The 23,920-nt window shown below is 37.7% G+C and carries 23 protein-coding genes; 2 read left to right on the forward strand and 21 right to left on the reverse strand.

From position 1 onward, the window contains the following. The 3 genes from QFZ31_RS32420 to QFZ31_RS32430 all read right to left on the reverse strand — a co-directional run. Positions 1-1,835 (reverse strand): DNA polymerase (locus QFZ31_RS32420; protein WP_307312058.1); only part of this gene is annotated, 1,835 nt, incomplete at its 3' end. A gap of 91 nt (positions 1,836-1,926) precedes the next feature. Beyond that, a complete protein-coding gene (locus tag QFZ31_RS32425; RefSeq protein ID WP_307312061.1) occupies positions 1,927-2,610 on the reverse strand; it encodes a hypothetical protein in 684 nt (227 codons plus the stop codon). A 166-nt stretch (positions 2,611-2,776) separates the two neighbouring features. Beyond that, entirely contained in the window at positions 2,777-3,490 is a 714-nt protein-coding gene (locus QFZ31_RS32430; protein ID WP_307312064.1) for a hypothetical protein, read from the reverse strand. Between the two features lie 288 nt (positions 3,491-3,778). On the opposite strand from QFZ31_RS32430, the gene QFZ31_RS32435 reads away from it, so the two are divergent. Continuing rightward, a complete protein-coding gene (locus QFZ31_RS32435; RefSeq protein ID WP_307312067.1) occupies positions 3,779-4,156 on the forward strand; it encodes a helix-turn-helix domain-containing protein in 378 nt (125 codons plus the stop codon). A 9-nt stretch (positions 4,157-4,165) separates the two neighbouring features. After that, positions 4,166-4,609, forward strand: a complete 444-nt coding sequence (locus QFZ31_RS32440) for a hypothetical protein (protein WP_307312069.1) — start codon at positions 4,166-4,168, stop codon at positions 4,607-4,609. Positions 4,610-4,621: 12 nt separating this feature from the next. Here QFZ31_RS32440 and QFZ31_RS32445 read toward each other — a convergent pair whose 3' ends face one another. From QFZ31_RS32445 to QFZ31_RS32530, 18 genes are all read right to left on the reverse strand, one after another. Further along, positions 4,622-5,575 carry a toprim domain-containing protein gene (locus QFZ31_RS32445; RefSeq protein ID WP_307312072.1) on the reverse strand — a complete coding sequence of 318 codons (954 nt, stop codon included), beginning with the start codon at positions 5,573-5,575 and terminating at the stop codon, positions 4,622-4,624. Next, on the reverse strand, positions 5,562-5,948 hold the full coding sequence (locus QFZ31_RS32450) for a hypothetical protein (protein ID WP_307312073.1): 387 nt from the start codon (positions 5,946-5,948) through the stop codon (positions 5,562-5,564). The genes QFZ31_RS32445 and QFZ31_RS32450 overlap by 14 nt, the downstream gene beginning before the upstream one ends. An 80-nt stretch (positions 5,949-6,028) precedes the next feature. Further along, positions 6,029-7,288 carry a DnaB-like helicase C-terminal domain-containing protein gene (locus tag QFZ31_RS32455; RefSeq protein WP_307312076.1) on the reverse strand — a complete coding sequence of 420 codons (1,260 nt, stop codon included), beginning with the start codon at positions 7,286-7,288 and terminating at the stop codon, positions 6,029-6,031. Next, positions 7,288-8,061: a DNA replication protein gene (locus QFZ31_RS32460; protein WP_307312078.1), complete on the reverse strand. Its 774-nt coding sequence runs from the start codon at positions 8,059-8,061 to the stop codon at positions 7,288-7,290. The genes QFZ31_RS32455 and QFZ31_RS32460 overlap by 1 nt, the downstream gene beginning before the upstream one ends. Beyond that, positions 8,061-8,297: a hypothetical protein gene (locus tag QFZ31_RS32465; RefSeq protein WP_307312081.1), complete on the reverse strand. Its 237-nt coding sequence runs from the start codon at positions 8,295-8,297 to the stop codon at positions 8,061-8,063. Before QFZ31_RS32465 ends, QFZ31_RS32460 begins: the two co-directional genes overlap by 1 nt. 56 nt (positions 8,298-8,353) lie before the next feature. Then, the gene (locus tag QFZ31_RS32470) at positions 8,354-9,214 is read right to left on the reverse strand and encodes a helix-turn-helix domain-containing protein (protein WP_307312084.1); all 861 of its coding nucleotides are present in this window, start codon (positions 9,212-9,214) and stop codon (positions 8,354-8,356) included. A 123-nt stretch (positions 9,215-9,337) separates the two neighbouring features. Then, positions 9,338-9,589 carry a hypothetical protein gene (locus tag QFZ31_RS32475; protein WP_307312087.1) on the reverse strand — a complete coding sequence of 84 codons (252 nt, stop codon included), beginning with the start codon at positions 9,587-9,589 and terminating at the stop codon, positions 9,338-9,340. Between the two features lie 13 nt (positions 9,590-9,602). Continuing rightward, on the reverse strand, positions 9,603-10,520 hold the full coding sequence (locus tag QFZ31_RS32480; protein WP_307312090.1) for a hypothetical protein: 918 nt from the start codon (positions 10,518-10,520) through the stop codon (positions 9,603-9,605). A 297-nt stretch (positions 10,521-10,817) separates the two neighbouring features. Then, positions 10,818-10,991: a hypothetical protein gene (locus QFZ31_RS32485; RefSeq protein ID WP_307312093.1), complete on the reverse strand. Its 174-nt coding sequence runs from the start codon at positions 10,989-10,991 to the stop codon at positions 10,818-10,820. A gap of 11 nt (positions 10,992-11,002) precedes the next feature. Then, positions 11,003-11,899: an N-acetylmuramoyl-L-alanine amidase gene (locus QFZ31_RS32490; protein WP_307312097.1), complete on the reverse strand. Its 897-nt coding sequence runs from the start codon at positions 11,897-11,899 to the stop codon at positions 11,003-11,005. Between the two features lie 2 nt (positions 11,900-11,901). After that, positions 11,902-12,210, reverse strand: a complete 309-nt coding sequence (locus QFZ31_RS32495; RefSeq protein WP_307312100.1) for a hypothetical protein — start codon at positions 12,208-12,210, stop codon at positions 11,902-11,904. Between the two features lie 2 nt (positions 12,211-12,212). Further along, complete coding sequence (locus QFZ31_RS32500; RefSeq protein WP_307312102.1) at positions 12,213-12,644, reverse strand: hypothetical protein; 432 nt, start codon at positions 12,642-12,644, stop codon at positions 12,213-12,215. Positions 12,645-12,697: 53 nt separating this feature from the next. Beyond that, the gene (locus tag QFZ31_RS32505) at positions 12,698-12,862 is read right to left on the reverse strand and encodes a hypothetical protein (protein WP_307312104.1); all 165 of its coding nucleotides are present in this window, start codon (positions 12,860-12,862) and stop codon (positions 12,698-12,700) included. Next, on the reverse strand, positions 12,840-13,277 hold the full coding sequence (locus tag QFZ31_RS32510) for a hypothetical protein (RefSeq protein WP_307312106.1): 438 nt from the start codon (positions 13,275-13,277) through the stop codon (positions 12,840-12,842). The genes QFZ31_RS32505 and QFZ31_RS32510 overlap by 23 nt, the downstream gene beginning before the upstream one ends. An 11-nt stretch (positions 13,278-13,288) precedes the next feature. Further along, positions 13,289-15,739 carry a DUF859 family phage minor structural protein gene (locus tag QFZ31_RS32515; RefSeq protein WP_307312109.1) on the reverse strand — a complete coding sequence of 817 codons (2,451 nt, stop codon included), beginning with the start codon at positions 15,737-15,739 and terminating at the stop codon, positions 13,289-13,291. 69 nt (positions 15,740-15,808) lie between these two features. Continuing rightward, the gene (locus QFZ31_RS32520) at positions 15,809-19,753 is read right to left on the reverse strand and encodes a phage tail spike protein (RefSeq protein ID WP_307312110.1); all 3,945 of its coding nucleotides are present in this window, start codon (positions 19,751-19,753) and stop codon (positions 15,809-15,811) included. Positions 19,754-19,756: 3 nt separating this feature from the next. Further along, positions 19,757-21,205, reverse strand: a complete 1,449-nt coding sequence (locus tag QFZ31_RS32525) for a distal tail protein Dit (protein ID WP_307312113.1) — start codon at positions 21,203-21,205, stop codon at positions 19,757-19,759. A 41-nt stretch (positions 21,206-21,246) separates the two neighbouring features. After that, entirely contained in the window at positions 21,247-23,919 is a 2,673-nt protein-coding gene (locus tag QFZ31_RS32530; RefSeq protein ID WP_307312115.1) for a hypothetical protein, read from the reverse strand. Position 23,920: the final 1 nt, after the last annotated feature.

Below are 23,920 nucleotides of genomic sequence, written 5' to 3' on the forward strand. Positions count from 1 at the left end.
TTACCTCTAAGGAATGGTAAGCGTCTCTTTCTTGAAAAGTCGCCTAACTTCATTTCCACGAATCCCTTAGAACATGCTTCAATGGTATTAGCTGTAATAAAAAGTGCTACCTTAGGAAACTTCTCATAGAAGGTATCAATCATTTCGTCAGCTTTCTTTTTAGTGATTCCAAGTGAAGCACCTAATGAACCCCCACCCATTCCATACATGATAGCTAAAACGACAACTTTAAAAGTCTTACGTTCTTTTGTGTCAGCACCGTCAGGCGTTTTATAACATTCTTCATATGGCTTACCATAGAACTCACTAGCTAATGTAGCGTAAAGATCACGACCAGCCTTATAGTTTTCAATCAAGATAGGTTCTTGTGTGTAATGTGCTAACATACGTGGTTCTTGTGCTGAGAAGTCAAGTCCTAATATAAGTGAATCCTCATGAACTCTAAACATCTTACGTGCCTCGTATGGCTGTTGCTGTAAGTTAGGTTCACTTGAACTAAAGCGACCAGTTCTAGCACCGTTCTGTTTGAAAGAACCATGTAACTTACCGTCAGGCTGAATGAAGTTATCTATAGTCTCAACGAACCCTGTTAATTGCTTGTAATCATCTTTGTACTTTTGAAGTAACTGAATGACAGGGTGCAGTTTATGAGGTTTAAGATCATTCTTACCAGTACCTTGTAACTTAGTGGAAACAGTTCTTTGTAAGGCTGGTAATAGTTGTGCTGGTGAATTGAAGTTAATGTCACCTAACACGTCAATCAAGTCTTTCTTTGTCTGTTCAAGTTGTGGTCTTAGTAGAACCTTTTGACGTTCAACCTCGTCCTTATCTATATAGAATCCTTCACGTTCCATTTCAAAGACAACTTTGATTAGTGGTTGTTCAACTTGCATATAATAGTTGTATAAGCCCTGTTGCTTTTTCAGGTGAGTTATTAAGAAGTCATATAATAACCATGTTACGTGAGTATCTTTACAGGCATAGTATCTAGCGTACTTTAGTTCAACCTCATTGAAAGGTGTCTTACCGAAAAGGCTGTCAAAAGTATCTGACGCTATTTTTAAGTACTTAGGTACTAATTCCTTCAAACGATAACTTAATTCATTTTCATTTAATACAGCCATCATTACCTGAGTGTCGTGTATTTTTCCTTTTACCTTCATACCCTCAGTCATGAATTGGTGTAAATCAAAGGTAGCGTTATGAAAAATCTTATCGTTAGCAAGTTTAAGAACCCTTTGAATGTAATACTTAGCTTTTTCCAAAGGTGCGTTTGCCTCGTCATGCCTTAAAGGAATGTACCAATGTTTATCAGCTTGTGGTGCTGTGAAACTCACACCTACGATCTTGTCACGACCATATCTGTTAAGCCCTGTTGTCTCAGTATCGACAGCTATAATAGGTTCTTTTTCCAGTACTTCTAACATGTTACCAATAGTCATTACGTCCATAGCAAGGATATAATTATCAGGTGTATTCTTAACCATGTTCTCTAATATGAAGGTACGTCTTTTCTGTACTAATAGCTGGTACAGTCTTAAAGCGTGTGCCTTAGAGAACTTCTTTAAGTCGTCCACACCGTTAGTTAATTCACCTTGTTCTATTGCCTCGTAAACATCTTTAAGTTTCTGTTTGTCAGCGTCACTATTCTTAGCTTGAAAGATACCGACTTTACGTTTACCAGTGTGAGTATCGTAACCAGTGAACCATATTTCTTTCATTGTAGGCTGGTATTCTTTTAGTGCCTTTTTTCGTTCAGCCTCTTTAACTCGTGCCTGTTTCTTTTTAACTTCCTCACCGTTTTCATCTAGTGTAAGATTTAGATTTAATTCCAATGTAATCACCTCTTACTTAGGTACTAACGAAAAGGCATAAAAAAAGGACATACCATTTTCAGGTATGCCCAAAGCTGAATGAGATATTTAATTAAAATTCGTCAGTAGGATTTTCTTCACCTTCAAAGTCGATAGGTTCTTTGTCGCCTTCTTCTTGTGCTGTGAAGTATTCTTCAACAGGGAAACCAGCCTGTTTAAGTGCCTCGATTTGCTGTTCAACAGTACGAGGAATTAGTACACTTTCAAAGTCTTTCATTGTAACTTGTACTTCTTCACCAGCCTCAAAGCCTTCCTTGCCTTTAGCGTCAAGTTTCAAGATAGGGTTTAATGAGTAAACCGTTTCTGTCTTTTGTCCTTGTCGTTTAAAGTTAAAGCCGATCTCAGCAATGTTCTCAGCGTATTCCTCAATGTCACCGATCATTTTAGTAGCCTGAGTTTTTGAACAATCCCAAAAGCGTACCATTTTCATATCAATGTCATAAAGTGCGAAGATATAACGTTTCTTAGCTACTAGCTTTTCAAAGCCTTCAATACCTGATTTGCTTGCTACAGTTAGTGGGCTTGCTTGTCCAATAACATTATCAATTTGTGGCTGTGTGTAGATACCTAAGTTAAAGTCGCCTTGTGCCTTGTACTCTACATAATCAGTTACACCTAGAACACGTACTCTTACAGCCTCGTTTTCTTTTAAACGAATGTAAGCCACCTTTAAATCCACGTTCTTAGTTGTTGCTGACTTCTTAGCCTGTTCACCTGTTGCTGTAAATAATGACATTTGTTTTCCTCCTATTAGCTATTAAAAGCTGTTGTATTGAGGCGATAGTTTTATGACATAATCCCATTGGTCAAGTATTCTTTTTTGGTAAAATATATGGAAAAAAGAACACAGGTTCTCTTGTGTCCTTTATTCGTTAAGGTATACTATTGTATATAGTGTTAGGTTACATCACATTAGTTTGAAGTAAGTTAAGGCAATGTACTCTAAATTGCTTTACTGTACGATTAACTTGTTTCGCCACGCTGTCAGTTGACTTACCTGATTCTTGAACAGCCGAAACAATTTCATTACGTTTAAAGTCCTGTAGGAACATATGAATGATTGTTTTCTTTTTGTCATCTTGACCGAAAAGATCATCTAATACTTCCTCAGTAATCATGTTTGTTGCAATGTCACCAGTAAAGTCAGTGTCCTCAGTTAGATTCAATCCGTCTAACATTGTTACTGTGCTGTCCTCAGGTGAAGGATTGTCCAAACGTTTTGTTTCATCATAAGTAGTTTCGTGCATATCTTGTTCTTTTGAACGATACATATTACCTAAAACGAATCCAACATGCTTAATGAATAATGGCTGGAATGGAACACCTACGTTTCTATCAAACTGGATAAGCTGTTCTACTAATACTAGATTCATAATTCCTTCAAAGTCCTCTTTTTCGACTGAGAAAGAACGTTCAGCTTTTTTGTAAGCCATTCCTTTAATTAGTCCTTTGAATGAAGCGTACAATTCGTCAAAGATTTCTTCCTTTGTTATTACGTCAGTTTCATCTTGCCAGTCAGTTACTAATTGAGTTTGACGATCTTGAATTGCCTCCTTCTCAATAGTAGTAAGTTGACGATAAGATTTAGTTTCGATAATTTCAAAGTAAGTTTTCATGGTTTGGTTTCCACCTTTAAGTTTTTTATTTTGTTCTTATAATTAGGTACTAACGAAACAGAGACATTTTGGGACATAGAAATGACATATTTTTTAAATAAACAAAAGTATTAAAAAGTGTTAAACTAACAGAAACTAAACCATCTATTTAGAAACTGAACTCCTATGTAATTTCTAAACCAGTGGGTTATTTCCTGAACTAAGAATATCATTTTCTAAACCACTGGGTTAGAACTTGTTTTTTCCTACGTTGGAAGTTGTTAGGAGAATAAGGGGGGTTTTACCGTAATGAAGGAAACAAGGGAAACAATTTCCATTGGACTAGAACTAAGACTAAAGAGAACCGAAAAGCAGTTATCTATGAAGGAAGTAGCTGACGCTATAGGGATAAGTGAGAACTTTTTGTCTCAGGTTGAACGTGATAAGAAACAACCTAGCGATTCAGTAGTTACGAGAATTGCTAATTTTTACAAGATGGACGAGGCATATTTATTTGAACGTTTTGGAAGAATACCATTAGTGGTTGCTGAGGAAATAAAGGAGAACCGAACTTTACACGACACGTTGTATGATATAAGTACTAATAAGAAGTTATCTGACGATCAAAAAGACAAGTTGTACCTTGATATTCAAAGGCTATATAGGGAAATTCTCGACAATCAGTGAGGTGGCTTAATGAAGAACCCTGTTACACCCGACATTTATAAGCTGAACAATTATGAGATAGTAGGGGGGGACATTTTAATATTCATAGGTGGGATACTGGTAGGGTCAATTCTTTTATTTTTTTATAATGTTAAAATGTTTTCAGATATTTACATCACACCTGTTTCTAAGTCAGGAAATAAAGACTTAAACTACGTGAAGGTAACAAACACTCATTCAGGTAAAACCTTCACATACTTTAATCCACGAACATTCTTACAGACAGCAGAATTGTTATCTACGTATTTGTGGTGGAAATACAGTAAAAAGGGTAAGTCACAATGCTACTCGATACATTCAGGAACTAAGGCTTTTACTATCTTTGTTACTTTTCTAGCTGTTTCAGCAGTAATTGTCATTTGGGCTTTGTACTGTATAGCTACTATTCAATATGGACACCACCACGCCACATAAATAAAAAAACCCCTACCATAAGGTAAGGGGTACTTGTGCTGTATTCGTACATACTTCTTTTAGCTGTTCAGGTTTAAGATCATTCACGTCCTTAGCATAGTCAGGAAAAACAATCTCGTGTAAGTCCTTGTAACCCACGACAGCCTTAACAATCTTGTCCCTTACTTCTCGTCCTACTTGATCATTGTCACTAGCGATAACCAGCGTTTTAATAGGGGAACGTAAGAGTAATTGTTTTCTAGCGTCATTGAATTTACTATTTCCTAAGGCTATTGCTGGAAAGCCATGCGACCATAAATATAAAGCGTCAATTTCCGATTCCACAATAAAAGCCTTCTCTATTCCTAACTTGTAAATGAAGTGCATACCATAGAAATGATTTGCTATTGCTTGTCCCTCAGGATAGTAGAAGAATTGTTTTGTCTTAGTTGACCGAAACTTTACGTTAATAATGTTCCCTTTATAATCATGCCATGCGAACGCCACAGCCTTAGCCTTTTTATCGAACCCTATTTTAAAAGCCCTTTGAACCTTCTCACTAATACCACGTCCAGCAAGGTAAGGGGAACGATAAGCATACTGTTTATACTCGTCAATACTAATAATAGTGTCAACTTTAGTTTCAAAGTTAAAGTCAATGTTAAGACTAAGTTTGGTAACGTCACTAAGATCAATACCGTACTTTTCTAATAAATAATTTTCAACTTCAATAGGCGTTTCGTTTCTTAGGAATGACAATAAGGTTACTAGATTTCCCTTGCTATAGAAGTCAGCCGAACCGAAGTCAATCCATAGTCCAGTAGTGAGGTTAATAGAAAAAGATGGTGAACCGTCCGTCCTAAAAGGGGAACAGCACACCATTTCATCTGTCTTTAATTTGGCACGATTCCAGTCATAGAAGTTTAATTCTTCTAATACGTCCACTGGTAATTCGTGTTCCATATCGTTTCTTTTAATAGTTATCATTTTCGTCAATCTCTACAAATGACACTGATTCAGAATAGTAACCGTTAGATGAACCATACCAGCGAATAGTAACAGCACCTTTAATAGATACGATCTTATAGAACGTCCATGTAAAGCTGTCACCCCACTCACTGTCAGTACCTTCCTCAGTTACTTCCTCAGCAAGTCCAATATGAGTACCGATAAGATCATCAAGATCACCTATAATGTCCTCAATGTAAACTGATTCACAGCAATCTTGATCATGGTACATTTTAAATACTCGTCCGTCCTCCATATAGAAATACAATTCCTCAGTGTCCACTTGTTTGATTTCCTTAATTACCTGTCCTTCTAATACGCTAATGTCTTTATACCTGTCAAACCAACCCATAATAAATTCCTCCTAAAGTTTAGTTACACTTAGGTACTAACTAAAAGAGACAAAAAAAGGACAAGGCATTAAGCCCTATCCTAAAAATAATCCACTGGTGTAGCCTCAGTGATATACCCTAAGTTGAAGTTACAACGTAAGTCTATTGATTTTCCTACGTGTGGTTCACGACACTTAGCTAATAAAAGTCGTCCTCGACCTTGAACCTGATTGAATGTAAGAACAGTAGCACTATCCTGTACAACAGCAATCGTTTCTGAGTAGTCAGTGACTTGTGGACAAGGAATTTCAACCTCTAATTCGTCCTCGTCAGTTTTCATTTCCTTTTCAGAACTAGTAGGCGTTTGGTGAATAACAAGACCAGCAACCTTATGTCTACCCCATATTTGTCTTAGTTGTCTTGAAGTGGCACTCATACCGTCACGACCAATTTTAGGGTGTTTCATAAGATTGAAACCGTCAATGATAACTAAACCGATCTTACCGTCAGCATTTAATTGTTGTAAGTCAGCCTCGATTACGTCAGCACTAAGACCATTAGGTAAGTCCTCCATAGTCTTAATGTAATAAGGACATTCGTTTTCCTCATTGAATCCGTTAAGGTACTCTAAATAGTCCGTCTCATTTTCTAATTGCCCTCGTCTAATGTCCACGTTATTGAAGTGTCCACGTAAAGTATCATTACGGTAAACCTGTTGCTTTTTACTTAACTCAGGTGAATAGTGAAGTACACCAAAGTTATTCTTGTGTGCTGTATTTCCAATGTCCGAACCTACCCAACTCTTACCTTTGTTTGTGTAAGCCATTAGTAGAATGTAGTCACCTAACTCAAAGCCACCCCCTAACCATTCAGTTAAGGTAGCGTAAGGTGTAGGAATGTAAGTGTATGAACGATTCTCTTTATTCTCGTTATACCATTCTTTACGTTCCTGACCATTAGTAGCATAGTTTGTCATTGTACTAGAACTTGAATTAGCCATAGCCTCTAATGCTGTAGCCTCGTCCTTTAACCATTTAGCAAAGTCCGTACCATTCATATTCTTAAAGTTTTCATTTACCTTTGCTAGTCTTAGAACAGCCTTACGTTTAGCCGATTGACCTTTAAGAGTTTTAGCAAGGTAAGCGAAACTATCACTTACTGACGCTGTGTAATCAAAGTCCTCGTATTTAGCCACCACAGTCCTGTAGTCAGGCGTTTGTTGGTATTCCCTTACATAGCCCTTAATGTAACTATAAACGTGTGAGTATGCCTCAAAATCAGTCTCAGCTATATTGTATTTATTCAAGGAATGGAAACTATTCTCGTCCAGTACCTTACTTAGTAGTTGACTTTCTATCATTACAGGATACCACCTTTTCTATGATCTTTACCTTTGAATGAAACTTGTTCTGTCATACCTTCAATACGTGAGGCAATCCGATCACCAACAGTATCAGCAAGTTTTTCAATAGGAAGATTACTCGTGTAAATTGTCATTAACACCTTACTATCACGACTATCAATAACCTCAGTTAGTTCATTTTCAAAAGCGTCCGTTATCTTTTGTCGAATACCAATATCGTCTAGTACCAACATTTCAGCGTTCATTAACAGGTTCTTAACCTTGTAATATCTGAGACTTGCTTTTTCTTGCATATCAAACGTTCCTCGAAACTGTGAATTGTAAAGTGTCTGTAATTCACTAGCTTTATAGAATAGTGCTGGATTGGTTTCGATCACTCGTCCACCCTTTGACTGTTGCTTAACTCTTTCAAGTAAGTACTCGTGAAGAATAGCCACAGCAGTAGTTGTCTTACCAGTACCAGTACCTAACCTGTTATCACCGTTTGGAATACTATAGAAGAAAAGTCCAACACCGTTTTCCACGTTCTCTAATATGTTAGCTGTATAAGCCTTAGTGAATGTGTAAGCTACAGGGTTATCCTCTTTGATAGGAAGGTTATGAAAGAAACTATTAGTGTACTTACGTGGTACATTAGTAGCTTTCCATAGTCCGTTAGTACCTTCACCATGTAATAGAATGAATGGGTTACATAAGGCATTACAGAAACCGTCTTTTCCAGCGACTTTACAATAGGGTGCTAATTGACATATATGGTTCATTTTCTCCATTACCTTCTAACCTCTCTTTCGATTGTGATTCTCGTACCGTCCTTTAAGAACATTTCGATTTCTATTTTCTTACTACCGAGTGAAAATGCTTTCCAACCGTCCATAGGGTAATACTCGACAGGTTCACAAGAATGTGTTACCTCATATATTTTTAACTCACCTTTGATTAACTGTAAGGCAATCTTATCTAACTCAACTAACTCTAATGCCTGTTCTTTTACTTTAGGGTTTATCATGTTAACTCTCCTTTGTGTACGTTAATGTATACTTGTTTACATGTTTACAGTTTTGTTTACTTTAACTTAGCTAACTTTTCTAACATACGCTTTTCAGCCTCGTCCTCTAAGTTGCCTGACTGTTCAGCAACCTCAGTTAAGTTACGTTCTTCCTCTATTAAAGGTATGATCTGATTAACAGCCCATGAGAACATTGCTATTGAAGGACGTGGGTAACGTGGGTTCTTAAACATATCGTCATATTTCTTAACAGCTAGTTCTATAATCTCTTTAGCTATTTCAGGGTAAGGAACAATAACCTTATCTTTCATTAGCTTTCCTTCTCTACCATAATTACCAACAGTGTAGTTAACGTTATAAACTTCTCTATATACTTCCTGAAAGTATTTAATAGCTTGATTGGAATTTGTGATTAAGCCCTCACTATTATTTATATTATTAGATTGATTATTATTAGTTCTTATTACGTCACTAGTGGTTGTGCCTTTACTTGTGATTAACGATTCCTCATTTTTGTGATTAACAGGTTCAATAGTACCGTTAAACTTAGCAAGCTGTGACAGGGGGTGTATCTTATAGAAAGATGAAATGTTACCTTGTCCACGATTAACTTTTGTTCTAGTGACAAGTGGCTTACCGTCAATTTCAAACTCTATCAATTCGTTAATGTATTTATTGATAGTATTCTTGTGAACACCTATAGCCTCAGCAAGTTGAATCTGAGTAGGGTAACATTCCCCTTTCTCGTCCATATAAGACGCTAAAGCCATTAGGGTAGTAAACCTATTAGCACCCATCTTAGCGACCAGCCCTGACGTGAACATAGACGTATAAACACGAACGTAAACGTTACTGATAGTTTCACCTGAACCTAAATCTATTTCTTTGTTATGCGATACTGAAAATATGTTTTCCAATGTAATCAATTCCTTTCTGTTTGTCCTACACTTATGTACTAACCGAATCACACCATATTGGGACATTCAAATTGGGATTATTAAAAAAGAACATAAAAAAAGAACCAGCCCTTAGGCTAGTCCTTAAAATTCATATGTCCCTCTCATTTCATTATCCATTTGTTTATCAATTTTCTTGTTATGTTCCGTAATCCATTCAATAGGGTAGAGTTCATAGAAACCACTGATCTTATCCATTAGTTCTTTTATTTGTTCTTTTGTCAGAATCTTACCATAGTTATCATAAAAACAGTGTTCGTCTCTTTTCTCACCGTTTACAGTTATTTCAACTCTACCAGTGGAATATGCCTTATTCATAAATTGGTGTTCGTACATTATAGTAGCCCCCTTAGTTTTCTAACCAGTTATAGAATGGTACTTTACGTTCATATGAAGTTTCTTCTATAGTAGGTGCTGTTTCATCATTAGCATATTGATATTCGTCTGACCAGTTAGTTATAGCTTTCTTCATTACAGCATGAAAGTTATTGATCTTACCCTTTGTTTTCTTTAGTACATTACCTAAGATCACAGCGAAGTCACTCTCTATAACCGTATTTTCTGTTGAACTATAGAAAGAAAGAATTTCAATAACTGAAATGTTATCATCTATCAGTCTCTTTTGATTTACTGATATTTGTTTCTTAACTAACATAGGCATTTCATTATTACTAATATCATTTAACTCACTATCTATAGACTGATTGATATTATTAACTTTAGTATTATTTTCTTTAGTATAGTTCAAGTTAGTATTATTATTGTCCTGATTTACCGTATCCGAAGAATCCGTATCCTGAATGTCCGTATCCTGATTTTCAGGAAACGGTTTTTGACTATTATTCACCGTATCCTGATTTTCAGGAAGTGGTGAGTTATCCACAGTATCCACAGATTTCTTTTTCTTTTTATCAGGGTTAATAATTGCATTAGGGTTACCAGCGAACTGTTTTAGGTACTCAGTAACGTCAGCCTTATCATCTGAAAATAAGTAAACCATTTTCACGAACTTACCACCCTCACGTAATTCAACCCTTGCGAAGTAGCCATGTTTAATTAGTTCGTCAACGATCTTGTATTGTGCGTCTCGTCCATTCTTAGAACGTCCGAACACTTCTCTCATGTTTAACTTCCAATCCCCACTATTAGAAAGGAATATAGTAAGTAATCCCTTTGCTTGAAGTGTTACAGCCTTGTCCCACAGTAAGCTATTACCTACCTGAGTGAACTTATTCTTTCTTACGTTTACGTATTCTTCTTGTGCCATTCTATATCTCTCCTAGTTTGTATTAGGAAAGAAAAAAGTATAGGTTTCGATTGTTTTTTAGGTATATGTATAGTAAAATAAAAATACAATCTTATATGTAATGAGTTGCCCTAAGGTACTTCCTCTAATAGCTACCAACTATTAGGTTCAAGGAAGTGCTTTTTTCTTTGCCCTGAATCCAATATAAACTAGGAATCTAGCGAAGTCAACACATTTTTTACGATATGTAGTAACAGTAACTTACTATAAGGCACAAAAAAGTAACCCACCTACAATCAAGTAAGTGGGCTTGTACTATTATTCTATTACGTCCATCATATCTAGCATACCAACTAGAACGTCAACCACGTTACTGATCTTAGCAGACATTTCACCGTCAACAAGACCTACAGAAACGAGGATAACAAGTAAGCCTGAAACGATAGCAAGGATAACTTTCTTTTGTTTCAATTTAGCAAGAACCTTTTTCATAATTGCACCTCCTATTTACTAACTGTTAGAACGTCACCAATTGTTAGAACGTCAGATTTCAAACCGTTAATAGATTTGATCTCAGCAACAGACAAGCTGTACTTACGAGACAAGCCCCAAAGGGTGTCACCGTTAACGATCTTGTGAGTTTTAACAGCCGATAGTTTAATAACCTCACCAATAGAAAGAACAGTATCTTTCATACCGTTATAGGCTTTAATCTTATCTACAGAAATACCGTACTTACGTGAGATACTATATAGAGTGTCACCAGCTACAACCTTGTGAGTTTTACCACTTGATACTGGTACTGGTTTAGGTACTGGTTTAGGTACTGGTACTGGTTTTAATTTAAGTCCACCGAATTTAGCCACAGCCTTAGCTACACCTTTACCAGCATTAGCTAGTACAGTATTGTTACGTAACTTTTTAATATCAATAGTGGAATCCATGAAACCACCTTCAATAAGAATAGCGTCACAATGAGTTTCACGAGTGATATAAAGATCATTGTAAATAATCCCACGATCACGTAAGCCATAAGCCTTCACGATTTCAGGATTAACTAATTTAGCAAGCCTGTCAGAACCACTAGGTTTAGTCTTATAGACGTGTACTTGTGTTCCAGTCCAGTTACCCCACTTACCTGTATTAGCGTTGTGGTGGAACGAGATATAAACGTCAGCACCCCAAGTCTTAGCCCCTTTAACTCGTGCTGAAAGAGAAACGTCAGTTTTACCAGTTACATCATCAAAGCGTTTAACCTCGACACCAGCATACTTAGACATTTCAGACATAAAAGCGTCAGCCACTTTATCGTTAAAAGCCCACTCACGTTCATCATCAGGTGTTCTTTTTCCACTTGTGTTATATCCATGACCAGCACAGATAGCTATTTTGTATGTCATATTTATCTCTCCTTTTTTAGTAAGACAACCTCTTTCCATAAATCATCTTGACCGTCTTTCAACTCATTCTGATTTGCATTTAAAGCTGTTAATTCAGTCGAGATTTTATCCATAGTGTTAGAGATTTTACTTAACTCTTTACTATTCTCTTGAACGATAGTTCTATTAGTCTCAACCAGTTCAGTGATATGTTCATCTTTCTTACTGATCTGTACGTCTTTTGGTTTAACGAATAGATACCAAACCATAATGATAGCCACGAACACTATACTTTCCTTGCCTAACATGTTTAAGAACTCTAATTCAGGCACGTCTACACCCCCTGTCTGTTCAGAATTTCGTACAACTCATTAGGTGTTATATCTCTTAAACTAGCGTCATTGATATAACCGACTTCACTAAGAATGTTGTAAACTAGTTCAGAACAGATTAAGTGACGAGGATTGTTAAGACGACTTTTGAAGATATAACCTAGTACCTGAATGTAGTCGTACATTTTGCCTTCATATTTAATAGCTGTTAATGGTATGTGCTGTCTTTGATTGTCAGTTAAGTTAAGTGAAACTATTTCATAGTCCTCATAATGAAACTCAACAATGTTAGACCTCATGTACCAATCAGCCTCAATAACGTGAGTATCAGAAACAGCGATAGCTACATGACTGAATTTTCCTTTATCGAAAAACCTTACCAGTCTTGAAATAATCCCTGTACCTCGTACAAAAATAATGTCACCAGCTTTCATAGTAAATCACCTCCATAAGTGACCTACTATTAAGGCTGTGACTTTCATTGTCTTTACAGGTTTTTGTTTTCTAATTCTTCAATTCTTTTTTCCAGTTTAAGAACATAGTCCATAAGCTGTTCAAGGTTAGCGAACTTAGCTTTCATTGCCTTAGCTTGACTTGCCTTACCTCTAGCCTCAGGTGTTAATGGTTTATTATTGACCTGTAGTTTCATCATTCTTCACCACTCGATTCACTTTGATTTCTACGTTTGCAAGATCAGTAGTATTTGCTGGTACAAGGAATGAAACTAGCAAGAACCTTAATTTATCCTCACCAGTATAGAAAGCGAACTGATCACCACCTATTTCTGTTCTATCAACATGAACAGCCTGACCACTAATAGAAGGTAAGTCTAATAGATAAACGTCATAAATAACGTCAAACTCAGTATCAGAAACAACGTCAAAGTTAAAGTTAGTATAAGTGTCAGTTTCAACTTGCATTACATTCTGATCAGTTGCCTCGTCATAAACACCATGTTCAATGTGAAACGTACCCTCAGTAAATGCCAATTCCATAGGGGAAGGGTTAGAACAAACTAACCCCTCAATCCAGTAATTATCTGTTGTTTTTACATTTTCAATTATCATAATTACCCCTCCTAGTATCTCTTTCCACATGCTACAATTTGTACTTCAATGTTCACTGTTGAACTGATAGCGTCTAAGTGTCTCAGGTATACTCTACAGCCTGTAGTAGAAGGGGAATAGATAGAAGCACCCCAAGCGAATGACTGGCTGTTTATAGGTGTTGCAAGAATCCATATAGGTGCTGAGGTAAAGGCTACAGGGAATGTAACATCTTCATAAGCATTAGTTGAAGCATTGATAGTTACAGTAGCTACGATATTTTGAATCATCATGTAATCATCATGTGCTGTACCCCCATCACGAACAGAAAGCATATTGTAACCGTTAGGAAACTTAGCACGAGGAAAGTGTAAATACCCATCTGAGGCAAAGTTCCACTCTTTTCTGTTTTCCCAACCATTCTGTGCGTTTGTAAATAGCCTTACGTTTTGGTCTGAACTTACAATGACATTTTCAGTTGACTGTACACCTGAGTTAGTATTAAAGGTTGTACCACCTTCACCACCACCGATTACAGTTTGTCCCCCACCTTGAAGTACAACACCGATACCATAACCAGTAGTGTCAGTACCCCATGCCTTTAAGATTTCTCGTGACGTTCCACCTTCATCAGTCATACGTAAACTTTTAGCGTTAATGCTACCGTCCACGTCTAAGGCTACACCACTGTCAGGAAACTTACCGACACCTACATTCTTCTTTAAAGCGTCAATAAAGAATATGGGTTTACCTGAACCTACCGTAACTGACAGCAACCTTGAACCTAGTAGATCAGTAACAAGGAAGTCAACATAATAGGAATAGGTGTTATCAAGATCAAGTGGAACGGCTGGTGTAACGTAAGTTGTACCACTAACAGTCTCAGCAAAAGAAGTATAAACCCACGTTGAAACTGTTGTAGCCTCAGTTGTTTTCCTGTACCTGAACTTAACATCACTTACAGCGTTCTTTTGTGCCCCACCAATAGTTACGGGTGAGATAGAACCATTAGCTAATAGTGTTGTCTCGTTATCGAAACCATTCTTACGTTTTGCAGAACCACTTAAAGTAGGTGGCTGGTAAGGAATCATAATTACTGTTTTTGTAACAGGTGTCTCGAAACCACGACTATCCACAGCCTTAACCGTTAGTGTCTGATCAACACCAGCGTTAATAAAACCAAAGTCAAAGATAATGTCAGCAGTAATACTATAAGGGGCTGTTTTCTGAACACCGTTAAGAATAGCAATATAGTTAACTATTGAAGCCTTGTTTTTTTCTTTTGCTTTATTAGCCAATGGAATTGTTACACGTACTGTTGAAACGTTTTGGACAATACTAGTTTTATCCCCAGTAACATCACCTGACTTTTGGTTAGTATCAATGTAAGTAACACCAGTACCGTCAAAGATGGGTGCAGAATTTCTTACCCTGTAGTTTATATCAATGTTAGTTGTAGTTCTCACCTGTTTACCACCATAGAAAGTGAGAATATCAAGTTGTCCATCTAACTCAACACTGTCAGGAATCTTAGAATATAAAGCGTCCCTGTTAGTGTCAGTAAGTGTCCACGTATAAGCAGTAGTTACCCCTAGTGCCTCATGAATAATAGCACCAGTATTACCATCTTTAAATCTAAGTGTATGGGTAAACTCACTGTCATACCTTGTCATGGTAATACCCACTGTTGCCTGATCAATCCATACTGTACTACCTTCCTGACCAGCAAGATCACTGACACCAGCAGGATTTGAGATTTTAGCAGTACTAGCTAATGGTGCTGTTGCTGTACCTGAATAAGTGTTATAACCTAAGCTACCTGTACCCACAGCCCCACTATAAGTATAAAGGTTAATCCTCATTGACATTGAGGAACGTCCATTCAGATATGAAAAAATATCTGTTTTATCAGTGGTAGAAAAAGCAGAACTTAATGAAGTCTGAGAAGTTGAAAAATCCACGTACTTGATATTTACCCATGTTCCAGCCTCATTAAGAACATCAATATAAGCCCTATGTGTGAAAGATGAACTATAACGAGAAATAGCAATCGTAAAGTCACTACCAGCAGTAAAGCTAGGTGTCGTATCTGTTAGTGTTGATTTACGAGGAATAGTATCCATTGTTGCTGTTCCACTACCATAGTTCAAGTTGATAGGTGAGTTACCTGAACCGTCCCATTCGATCTTGACAGCCTTTGTACCGTCAGCATTATGGTTAACTCGTACTGTACCTGTAACAACTAATGAGTTTGAGTTATAAGTCCATGAGTAGTCTTTGTTTGTTGCTTGAACCAGTGTACCGTTTACCTTAATCCAAAACGTACCAGTACCATATGTTGTATAACCAGTGTTATTTCTTTCCATTCTCATTGTGACAGTTACGTCAGAATAGTTACCAGTTATGTTTTCCGTACTAGACCATGTTACCGTACCTACTACTCGTGGGTTATCTGTTGTGACATTCCAGCTACCACTTGCCATAAGTTTATTTCCCCCTTAAAAATAAAGTCAGTACCAATAATAATACTGATACTGACCTTAATATTGTTATTATTCGTTTGCTACCCATGCCCAACCTTTAGAACCGTTTCCGTCAATTTGAAGTATCCTCAGACTATCCATCTTGATTTCCTTCTCAACGTCCAACTTAGTTACCTCAGTTGTATCATCATTCAGTGTAAATACTCGTTTCATAACAGGCTGGTTAGTAGCCTCGTCAATTACCTCAGCATACCCACTAAATTCCTCGTCCGACATAATGGTGTAACTCTTTGTCACACCGTTAATAACTTTTAGTCCGTTAAGGTTCATTTGAACAGTGGTGTTATAAATCTCACCATTAGCATGTTGCCATTGTAAAGCGTCCTCACCAACGTTCAACATAAGCCCACTGAAATAAGCCTCAGCATTAGAACCAACAGTTACACGAACTTTAATCTCACTGTAAGACGTATCAAAAGTGTAAAGACCTAATTCCCATTTGTTGTTAGTCGTACCAGCACCACTAGCCTTACCGACAGACGCTAATTTAACACCGTTAGCGTAAATCTCAACATAAGCCCAACCATTAGTAGCGTTGTCCACTGTTTTCTTTAACCAAAATGAAAGGGAATGTTTCTTAGGGGTACCGTCAGGATTTTTAGGTGTGATAGGGATTGTCTGTTCAATATATCCTGAAAGACCTTTTTCAGATACGAACCCTGAACCAAACCCTAACTGTTCAAGTTCCTGATTCTGAATGGTTTTCATATTCCCAAACTTTAGCCATAGGTCAAAATCAGCAAAACCAATAGAGTTTTTAATCAAGTTAATCCCACCACTTGACGCAAACTTAGCGTTAATAGCATTTGAGGTTTTAGTCAACTCAGAGGATACCTTATTGATTTCCTCAATAATTCCACCTTCACCGTCCAAACGTCCATCAATATATAGCTTAGTGCTACCCTCACTATTGGTAAGCATTTCACCAGTAGCCATATCAGAAATGTCAAGCTGGTCAACTTTGTCTGACATAATAGAAGTGAACGCTTCATCATAAATAACTGTACTTATAATAGTTGCTGGCTGAGTACGGTTATCAATGTCATTGATCTTATTGTCAACGTCCGTAATAGCTGGTGACCAATCCGTATCAATATTACCAGCCTCTAACATAACGTTCTTAACTTCAAACCACTTACCAACAGTATTCTCAGTAGTACCGATCAGTATATAACCTGTCTCAGTTACCCAAGGTGCTGTTTTTCTCATAACCACTCTAGTCCAAGTAACATCATTTAAGGCTACAGTCATGTTATTAAACTTACTGTTAGCACCCTCGTCAGAATTTCTCATCATGTAAGTGTAGTTAAGGTTAGTTACTGTACCTCTTATGTCAAAGGACAATGTGTACTCAGTATCTAATGCAAAGTTTATTCTACGATCTATTGAACTTTGAACGAAACCGATACTACCAGTAGCACCCTCAACAGGTTCAACCTTTACAATGTCAGAACTAATGCCTCCTAAAGTTCTTGACATTAACGTGTTAGAATTGTAAGCGACAACCTTTCTTAAATAGGAATCTCTATAAAGGTTAACCCCACCAACACGAACATTATCATATAAAGGCGACCAACTATAGTCAGTGGCTACGCTACTTTCTATATTAGTAGGTTTATTCATGGCTAGACCTATATACCTCTTACCGTCAGGATATTGAGACATTCCAGTTCCTACAACATCGTCAGCGTATTTAACCCACGTCCAGTAGGTAATACCGTCAGCACCAGCAGTACCGTCAATACCGTCAACCCCATCCTCACCTTGAATCTTATTCCAAGTGTAGGCTGAAACACTGGTACTATCAGCTTGTGTAAAGTCAGTGTACATACCGATATACTTTCCAAGTGTCTCACCACTGTTAGCTGTGAAAGTAACACCAGCGTCATTAGAGTACTTTATGTGAAGGTAACTCGTTTGACCGTTAGTACCATTCTCACCAGCCACACCGTCAGTACCTTTGATTAAAGACCATTTATAAGTACTGGCTGTAGTAGGTGCTGTTGCACTTGTAGTAGTAGCGATACCGATATAAATAGCACCAGTAGGTGAGGTAGTCATGTTAGTACCTGTTGAAGTCGTACTATAACGAACATGAAGGTAATTGGAAGTACCATTAGTACCGTCAGTACCGTCTACACCATCAAAGTAGTCAGTACCCTTGATAGGCGTGTACCCATCATCACCACGTACTTTATTCCACTTATAAGCACTAACACTAGTACTATCAGTAATATTAAAGTCAACATAAGTACCAATATAGATACCAACGTCCTCACCACTATTAGTAGTAAATGTAGTACCACCGTCATTACTATATTTAACGTGGAGATAACTTGTCTGACCGTCAACACCGTCCTCACCAGCAATACCATCAGTACCCTTCATGAGTGACCACTTATAGGCTGTGATTGCTGTTGGTGCTGTATCTGTTGTAGTTGTAGCGACACCCACATACTTAGCGTTAGTAGGTGAAGTAGTCATAGCAGAACCGTCAGCGTTTTGACTGTATCTTACCCATAGGAAAGAACTAACACCATTCGTACCGTTAATACCGTCCACACCGTCAAAGTAATCCACGCCTTTAATTGGTGTTTGACCGTCAGAACCATCAATACCTTTGATCAATGACCACGAGTAATCAATTTGATTTGTACTAGGTGTAGGTGATAGTTTGTTAGGTGCGATACCAATATATGTCTTACCCTCAGGTGATTCACTCATACCGTTACCCGAACTATCGTCAGCGTACCTTATCCAAGTGTAGTTTAATACACCCTCACTTGATACACCCCACTTTTGTTGACTACGACTTACGATATTTTGTAAATCACGAATCGTTGTATTAGCTGAAAGTGTGACAGGCTTATACTTACCTAAGTCAAGTTCGTCCATATCGTTACGAGTGTAAGAACGTTTGACCTCCATAACTCGACCATTGATAACAATAGCTGGTTCAAAGGATTTATCGTTAATTAAGACAGTATCACCTAGACGAGTTTTCTTAGCCTCGTATCCTGTTAACCGTTCAAAAGTTGCTACCGAAGCAGAATAATGTAGATCAGGTGTGATACGCTTTTCAAGTTCCTTCTTAGTACGTCTTTCTAATTCAACAGGTGTGTCAGCTTCATCATCAATATAAACACCGAATCTATGACGACCATTTTTGCCCCAACGCTGTAAGGCACTAGTTGAACCTATCCAGTCAGCACCAGCCTCTTTGTATAAATCACCATCAACAAAAGCTGGTTGTGTTACTAGATTTACACGAACACCGTCATTATCACCTTTACCAACACCTACTAAGGCTGTTACGATATTTGAACTATTCTCAGTACGACTAATACCTTTTAGATCATAAGAATAGTCAAAACGTACATTAGTTTTAGTACCACGTTCGTCTACAATGTTGATATGTTTTGCTACGATCTTTGTACCATTTAACTGTACAGTAAAGTACATTTCCTTACTGTAAGTTACCATAAGTTGACGTAAAGCCTCTAGTACAGTAATGTAGTCTTGAAACTCAACAGTATATGAATCAGTTAAAGGAATGTCACTGAAAGTCCATCCCACTGTATTAGCTATAACTGAACTAGCTACAGTTTCCAGTGTGACACTTTCAAATGCTTGTGGACGTTGTACATCACTTAGCAATTCTGAAATAGCTGTTTCCTCACAGAAAACTGATTTGATTCTACGACCTGAATCATTACCGTCAGCCACTTCTTTTATAGTAAATAGGATATGTTCACCGTCTAAGTTTCTTATAATTACGTGACCTTCAACTAGGATAAGTTTAGCGTCAGCATGATCACTAGGAACTTGAAACTCATAGGTATTAACCCCTTCTAAATTCTCAGTGTGAATGTCATTGTAGTAAGGCAAAGAATAAGGATTGCTATTACTAGCAACCCCAATTGTATTTTGCATATTGTCAAGAATGAATAACATCTATTATAGCCACCTCTCCTTATATCGAATACTCACGTCAGCCACAGGTGGAGATACTAGTAAACCGTTAGCACCTCTTTCCAATGCAAAGAAGTCACTTGAAGGGTCAAGTTCAGTAAAGATAGGTTGACCATTCTTTAAGACGATTGCTTTTTGGTTGTCGATTGTTACAATGTCACCAGCCTTAAACACAATAGGAATTTGTGTATCATAGTTAACATTGTCTGACTTGTTGTATACTTTTAGGTCTAAGAACTTCATAGCAGATACAGGTTCATGCGTACCATAACCAGCAATATGAATCTGAACTTTTGCTAATTGCTTAGTTGAGAAGTCATTCCTACTATCAAACCATGAGGAAGATAATTTAGTATGGTGCTTACCGTAAGCGTCAACCTTAGCAAAGTAAGCAAACCACTGTTGACCAATCCTAGACATTTGAATAATACCGTTAAAGTCAGCAAAGATACCTTTCTTGCTACCATAGCTATTAGTAAAATAATGTCCACTTGCTAAAGAACCAGCCCTAGCCTCAGCCTTTGTATAGTTACCGTCACTAGCATTGTCCACCATAGCGACCTTACCAATGACTACGTTATTAGTATCTAAAAGGTACAACTCAACTCGTCCTACCTGTTTTAAAGAACCAGCCGATAGTTGAACACGTCCAGTTACCTGAAAGTCAGTTAAGGCACTTGTAAGTGTTTTAATTCCACTTCCTCCATGCCATTGAGTACCCGTACCGTAATCACCGTTAGTTTGTTTAATGGCTATACCGTCAGAACTTAAAGCACCAGCCACAACCCCACCGTCAACCACATTATGAAGTGACCAACCAGTATAAGTATCCATTAGATCATTTAGTACAAGTGGGTCAATAGCAACCTTTGATTTATCAACCACGTCCTCACTACCTACCTTGACAAACTTCTCAGCGTTAAGAATGGCAATAGAAGTAGTGTCACTCTTAATTGTCATATCAACTACAGGGTAAGTTTCAGCCGAACCATTGTTAGTGATAGTGATAGGTGTATAGTCAACAGGCGACCAGTCAACAGTCTTTTCAGTTAAACTTTCAGCATAAGGTGAAGGACAGATAAACACTATAGTTGCAGTACCAGTACTAAATAATTCTTGAATGTTTGTTTCCCCTGATACCCTTGCCATGTACATCTTGTCAGGTTCATCTAATAGAATTAAAGGTTGTAAGTCTTTATGGAAAAGGTAAGTAGCAAAATCCCTAGCCTTTTTGATTACGTCATGTTCATCAATACCTAATAACATAATCTCGACTTCTATCTTTCTTTCACCTAGTTCAATACCAAAGTCATAAGTACCAGCACGTCCATAAATCTTTTCTGTCTTATGATCTATTGACGGTAATATAGAGTATTTAATATCAGTTACTTTTACATAACTAGGTAAAGTTACATTTTGAAATTTAATTGCCATTGAGTTACACCCCTTTTTAAAATAAAAAAAGGCGTACTAGCTTAATAGCTAAATACACCTTTTGCACGTTCAGCAATACGTTTACGTTTTTCTAACTCGTCTACAATACGTTGAATGTCAGCGTCCTCACGAATGATCACAGGTTCATTAAAGATAATTTCGTACTTATCTCCACCTGAGGATTTAACACGAGAATCACCACCAGCCTGAGACGCTAAATGTGAGGCTACGGCACTCGCAAATGGTTTCATGTACCTCTTATGCTGGATAGGCATTACAGCCTCAGCACCAGCCTCTCCAACGCCCTGACCACCACCTAAGATTGAAGCACCGTTAAAGACACCACCCTTAGCGTTCCAGTTTACAGAAAACTTAGGATATTTAACTTTACCACCAAAGGCAGAACCAGTGGAGACACTAACCTTAGGTAACTTGATTTTAGGAATAGAGATTTTCATACCAGCAAACGCCTTAACGATAGTCTTGATAATTCCCAGTACAATAGACTTAGCTTTTTCGATAGGATTTGTGATAGCGTTCTTGATACCATTCCATACGGAAGTAGCAGTAGACTTCACAGCGTTGAAAATGCCCTTGATAGCAGACTTCAATCCGTTGAAAGTTGATACAGCTAGGTTTTTGATACCTGTGAATGAACCACTTAGAGACGACCTAATAGCGTTCCAAATGTTAACTATGAAACTACGTATCCCTGTTAGGACACCAGTAATAATAGCCTTGATACCATTCCAAGCACCTCTTACAAGTCCCATACCAGCCTTAGCGAACCCTCTTAGTGGTGCAAGTAACTTACCTAAGAAGTAAAGCTGAATTAAGTTCCAAACTAAGATCACAGCATTTTTAAGAATAGCCTTAACGTTTTCCCATGCACCTTTCCAGTTACCTTTTAGGATATTTGAGAATAATTGAATTACGTTTTGTACTATATTGATAGCTGACGTGATTACAGATTTAATGTTATTCCAAGTTCCTACAATGATAGATAGGATAGTAGGCATTAGGAAACTGATCACTGACCATATAATCTTAAAAGCACCTACCACTATAGGCATAATGTACTTCATTACAAAGTCGATTACAGCCATAACAGCGTTAAAAGTGTCGCTAATGATTGCCTTAATTTGAGGCATTTTTTCCATAATGAATCCAGCAATAGCACCGAACGCTGTTTTAATCACAGACCAAATAATAGTCATAACACCCATGATCTGAGTACCATGTTGTTTCCACATTTCAGCTAACCAGTTAAGTGCCATAATGATACCGTCAATGACAGTAACTACAATAGTACCTAGAATACTGAAAGCACCTTTAAGAATAGGTAGAACCACGTTAGCAATACCAGTTACGATTACAGCTAAATGATCTCCTAACCATTTCCACAAGTTACCCATTGTTCCAGCCCCACCAGTTACAGTAGCGATAAGGTTACTGAATGATGTTTTCAACCTTCCCCACGCCTCAGATACAGGCTTAACAAAAGCGTCAACAAATGCAGTCTTAACACCCTCCCATACAGTAGACCATGCGTTTCTGAAAGCCTCAGAGTGTTTCAGTAAGTTATTGACAGAGGCAACCAATACAATAATTGCAGTAGCTAAGATTAAAGCGAAACCAGCAACAGTAAGGAAACCTAATACAAATGGTGCTATCATAGTCCACAATGCACCGAAACTCGCCGCAAGTCCCCCTGTAAGCCCTATACCGACAGCCAATGGTGCTAAGAGTGTTCCTAGTGCCAGTGTCAATAGTAGGATACCCCAAAGCATTTGTGATAGTTGTGGGTGTGCCTCAGCAAAAGCCTTCATAATATTACCTACAGCAGTAGCACCTTTCATTAACCACACAACGAATGTAGTAAAGGCACGTACAAATGGGTCTAATGCACCAGTCCACGCTTTCTTTAAACCGTCAAAGGCTGGTATTAACCGACCATCAATAGCGTTAGACATTTTGATTAAGCCCACTACAGATAATGCAGTAGCAATACCGAATACTAAGAAAGCACCTCTAGCACGTCCGATACCCTGTTGAATGTACCTCATTTCATCACGTAAAGCCCTGAGGTTATTTTGATCACCGACACGCTGTATAGCTAAGTTAAGTACGCTACCTTGACGTGCTGTTCTCTCCATTCTCTCACCTAGACGTAAGAAGTTTGCCGATAATCCACCTAAAGGTGTTTCATTCATATTACGAATAAGTCTAGTGGATTGAAGTGTTCTTTGTTGCATATAATCATTAGCACGTCTCATAGATTCAACCATACGAGTACCGTACATTTCATTTAGTCGTGCAAGCCCCTGAGTGGATTGTCCAGCCTCACGTAACCTTTGTGCGTACAATTGTAAGTGTCTAGGTAATGCTGAAAATTCTTCACGAATCTCATGCCCTACCCTACGACCAGCACTTCCAAATTCCTCAAACTCTCTAGTAGCTGACTGTAGAACCCTTAACTGACTTGCCATATCCGTACCTAAAGTACGTGCTAAGTGACGTGAACTATCAGATACCCTATTCAAGTTGTTTGCCATTTGGTTAGCACTATTCTGAACGGTGTTAGCAGTTTGTGTCATAGTGTTGGTAACGTCTCCACCCATGTTCTGAATGTCTCGTGATACCTGTTGTAACTGTCTATTAAATTCACTCGTATCCAACGTTAACGTTACGAGAATATCAGCTAATGTTGCCATT

It is taken from the genome of Neobacillus niacini, from assembly GCF_030817595.1.
GTDB classification, from domain to species: domain Bacteria; phylum Bacillota; class Bacilli; order Bacillales; family Cytobacillaceae; genus Neobacillus; species Neobacillus niacini_G.

What these genes read in the sequence shown, in the direction of transcription:
- QFZ31_RS32480 (WP_307312090.1), bottom strand. Translation starts at nt 10,520, where the DNA reads ATGGCACAAGAAGAATACGTAAACGTAAGAAAGAATAAGTTCACTCAG.
- QFZ31_RS32475 (WP_307312087.1), bottom strand. Translation starts at nt 9,589, where the DNA reads ATGTACGAACACCAATTTATGAATAAGGCATATTCCACTGGTAGAGTT.
- QFZ31_RS32435 (WP_307312067.1), top strand. Translation starts at nt 3,779, where the DNA reads ATGAAGGAAACAAGGGAAACAATTTCCATTGGACTAGAACTAAGACTA.
- QFZ31_RS32490 (WP_307312097.1), bottom strand. Translation starts at nt 11,899, where the DNA reads ATGACATACAAAATAGCTATCTGTGCTGGTCATGGATATAACACAAGT.
- QFZ31_RS32500 (WP_307312102.1), bottom strand. Translation starts at nt 12,644, where the DNA reads ATGAAAGCTGGTGACATTATTTTTGTACGAGGTACAGGGATTATTTCA.
- QFZ31_RS32485 (WP_307312093.1), bottom strand. Translation starts at nt 10,991, where the DNA reads ATGAAAAAGGTTCTTGCTAAATTGAAACAAAAGAAAGTTATCCTTGCT.
- QFZ31_RS32430 (WP_307312064.1), bottom strand. Translation starts at nt 3,490, where the DNA reads ATGAAAACTTACTTTGAAATTATCGAAACTAAATCTTATCGTCAACTT.
- QFZ31_RS32450 (WP_307312073.1), bottom strand. Translation starts at nt 5,948, where the DNA reads ATGGGTTGGTTTGACAGGTATAAAGACATTAGCGTATTAGAAGGACAG.
- QFZ31_RS32530 (WP_307312115.1), bottom strand. Translation starts at nt 23,919, where the DNA reads ATGGCAACATTAGCTGATATTCTCGTAACGTTAACGTTGGATACGAGT.
- QFZ31_RS32445 (WP_307312072.1), bottom strand. Translation starts at nt 5,575, where the DNA reads ATGATAACTATTAAAAGAAACGATATGGAACACGAATTACCAGTGGAC.
- QFZ31_RS32460 (WP_307312078.1), bottom strand. Translation starts at nt 8,061, where the DNA reads ATGGAGAAAATGAACCATATATGTCAATTAGCACCCTATTGTAAAGTC.
- QFZ31_RS32520 (WP_307312110.1), bottom strand. Translation starts at nt 19,753, where the DNA reads ATGTTATTCATTCTTGACAATATGCAAAATACAATTGGGGTTGCTAGT.
- QFZ31_RS32515 (WP_307312109.1), bottom strand. Translation starts at nt 15,739, where the DNA reads ATGGCAAGTGGTAGCTGGAATGTCACAACAGATAACCCACGAGTAGTA.
- QFZ31_RS32525 (WP_307312113.1), bottom strand. Translation starts at nt 21,205, where the DNA reads ATGGCAATTAAATTTCAAAATGTAACTTTACCTAGTTATGTAAAAGTA.
- QFZ31_RS32425 (WP_307312061.1), bottom strand. Translation starts at nt 2,610, where the DNA reads ATGTCATTATTTACAGCAACAGGTGAACAGGCTAAGAAGTCAGCAACA.
- QFZ31_RS32440 (WP_307312069.1), top strand. Translation starts at nt 4,166, where the DNA reads ATGAAGAACCCTGTTACACCCGACATTTATAAGCTGAACAATTATGAG.
- QFZ31_RS32510 (WP_307312106.1), bottom strand. Translation starts at nt 13,277, where the DNA reads ATGATAATTGAAAATGTAAAAACAACAGATAATTACTGGATTGAGGGG.
- QFZ31_RS32465 (WP_307312081.1), bottom strand. Translation starts at nt 8,297, where the DNA reads ATGATAAACCCTAAAGTAAAAGAACAGGCATTAGAGTTAGTTGAGTTA.
- QFZ31_RS32505 (WP_307312104.1), bottom strand. Translation starts at nt 12,862, where the DNA reads ATGATGAAACTACAGGTCAATAATAAACCATTAACACCTGAGGCTAGA.
- QFZ31_RS32455 (WP_307312076.1), bottom strand. Translation starts at nt 7,288, where the DNA reads ATGATAGAAAGTCAACTACTAAGTAAGGTACTGGACGAGAATAGTTTC.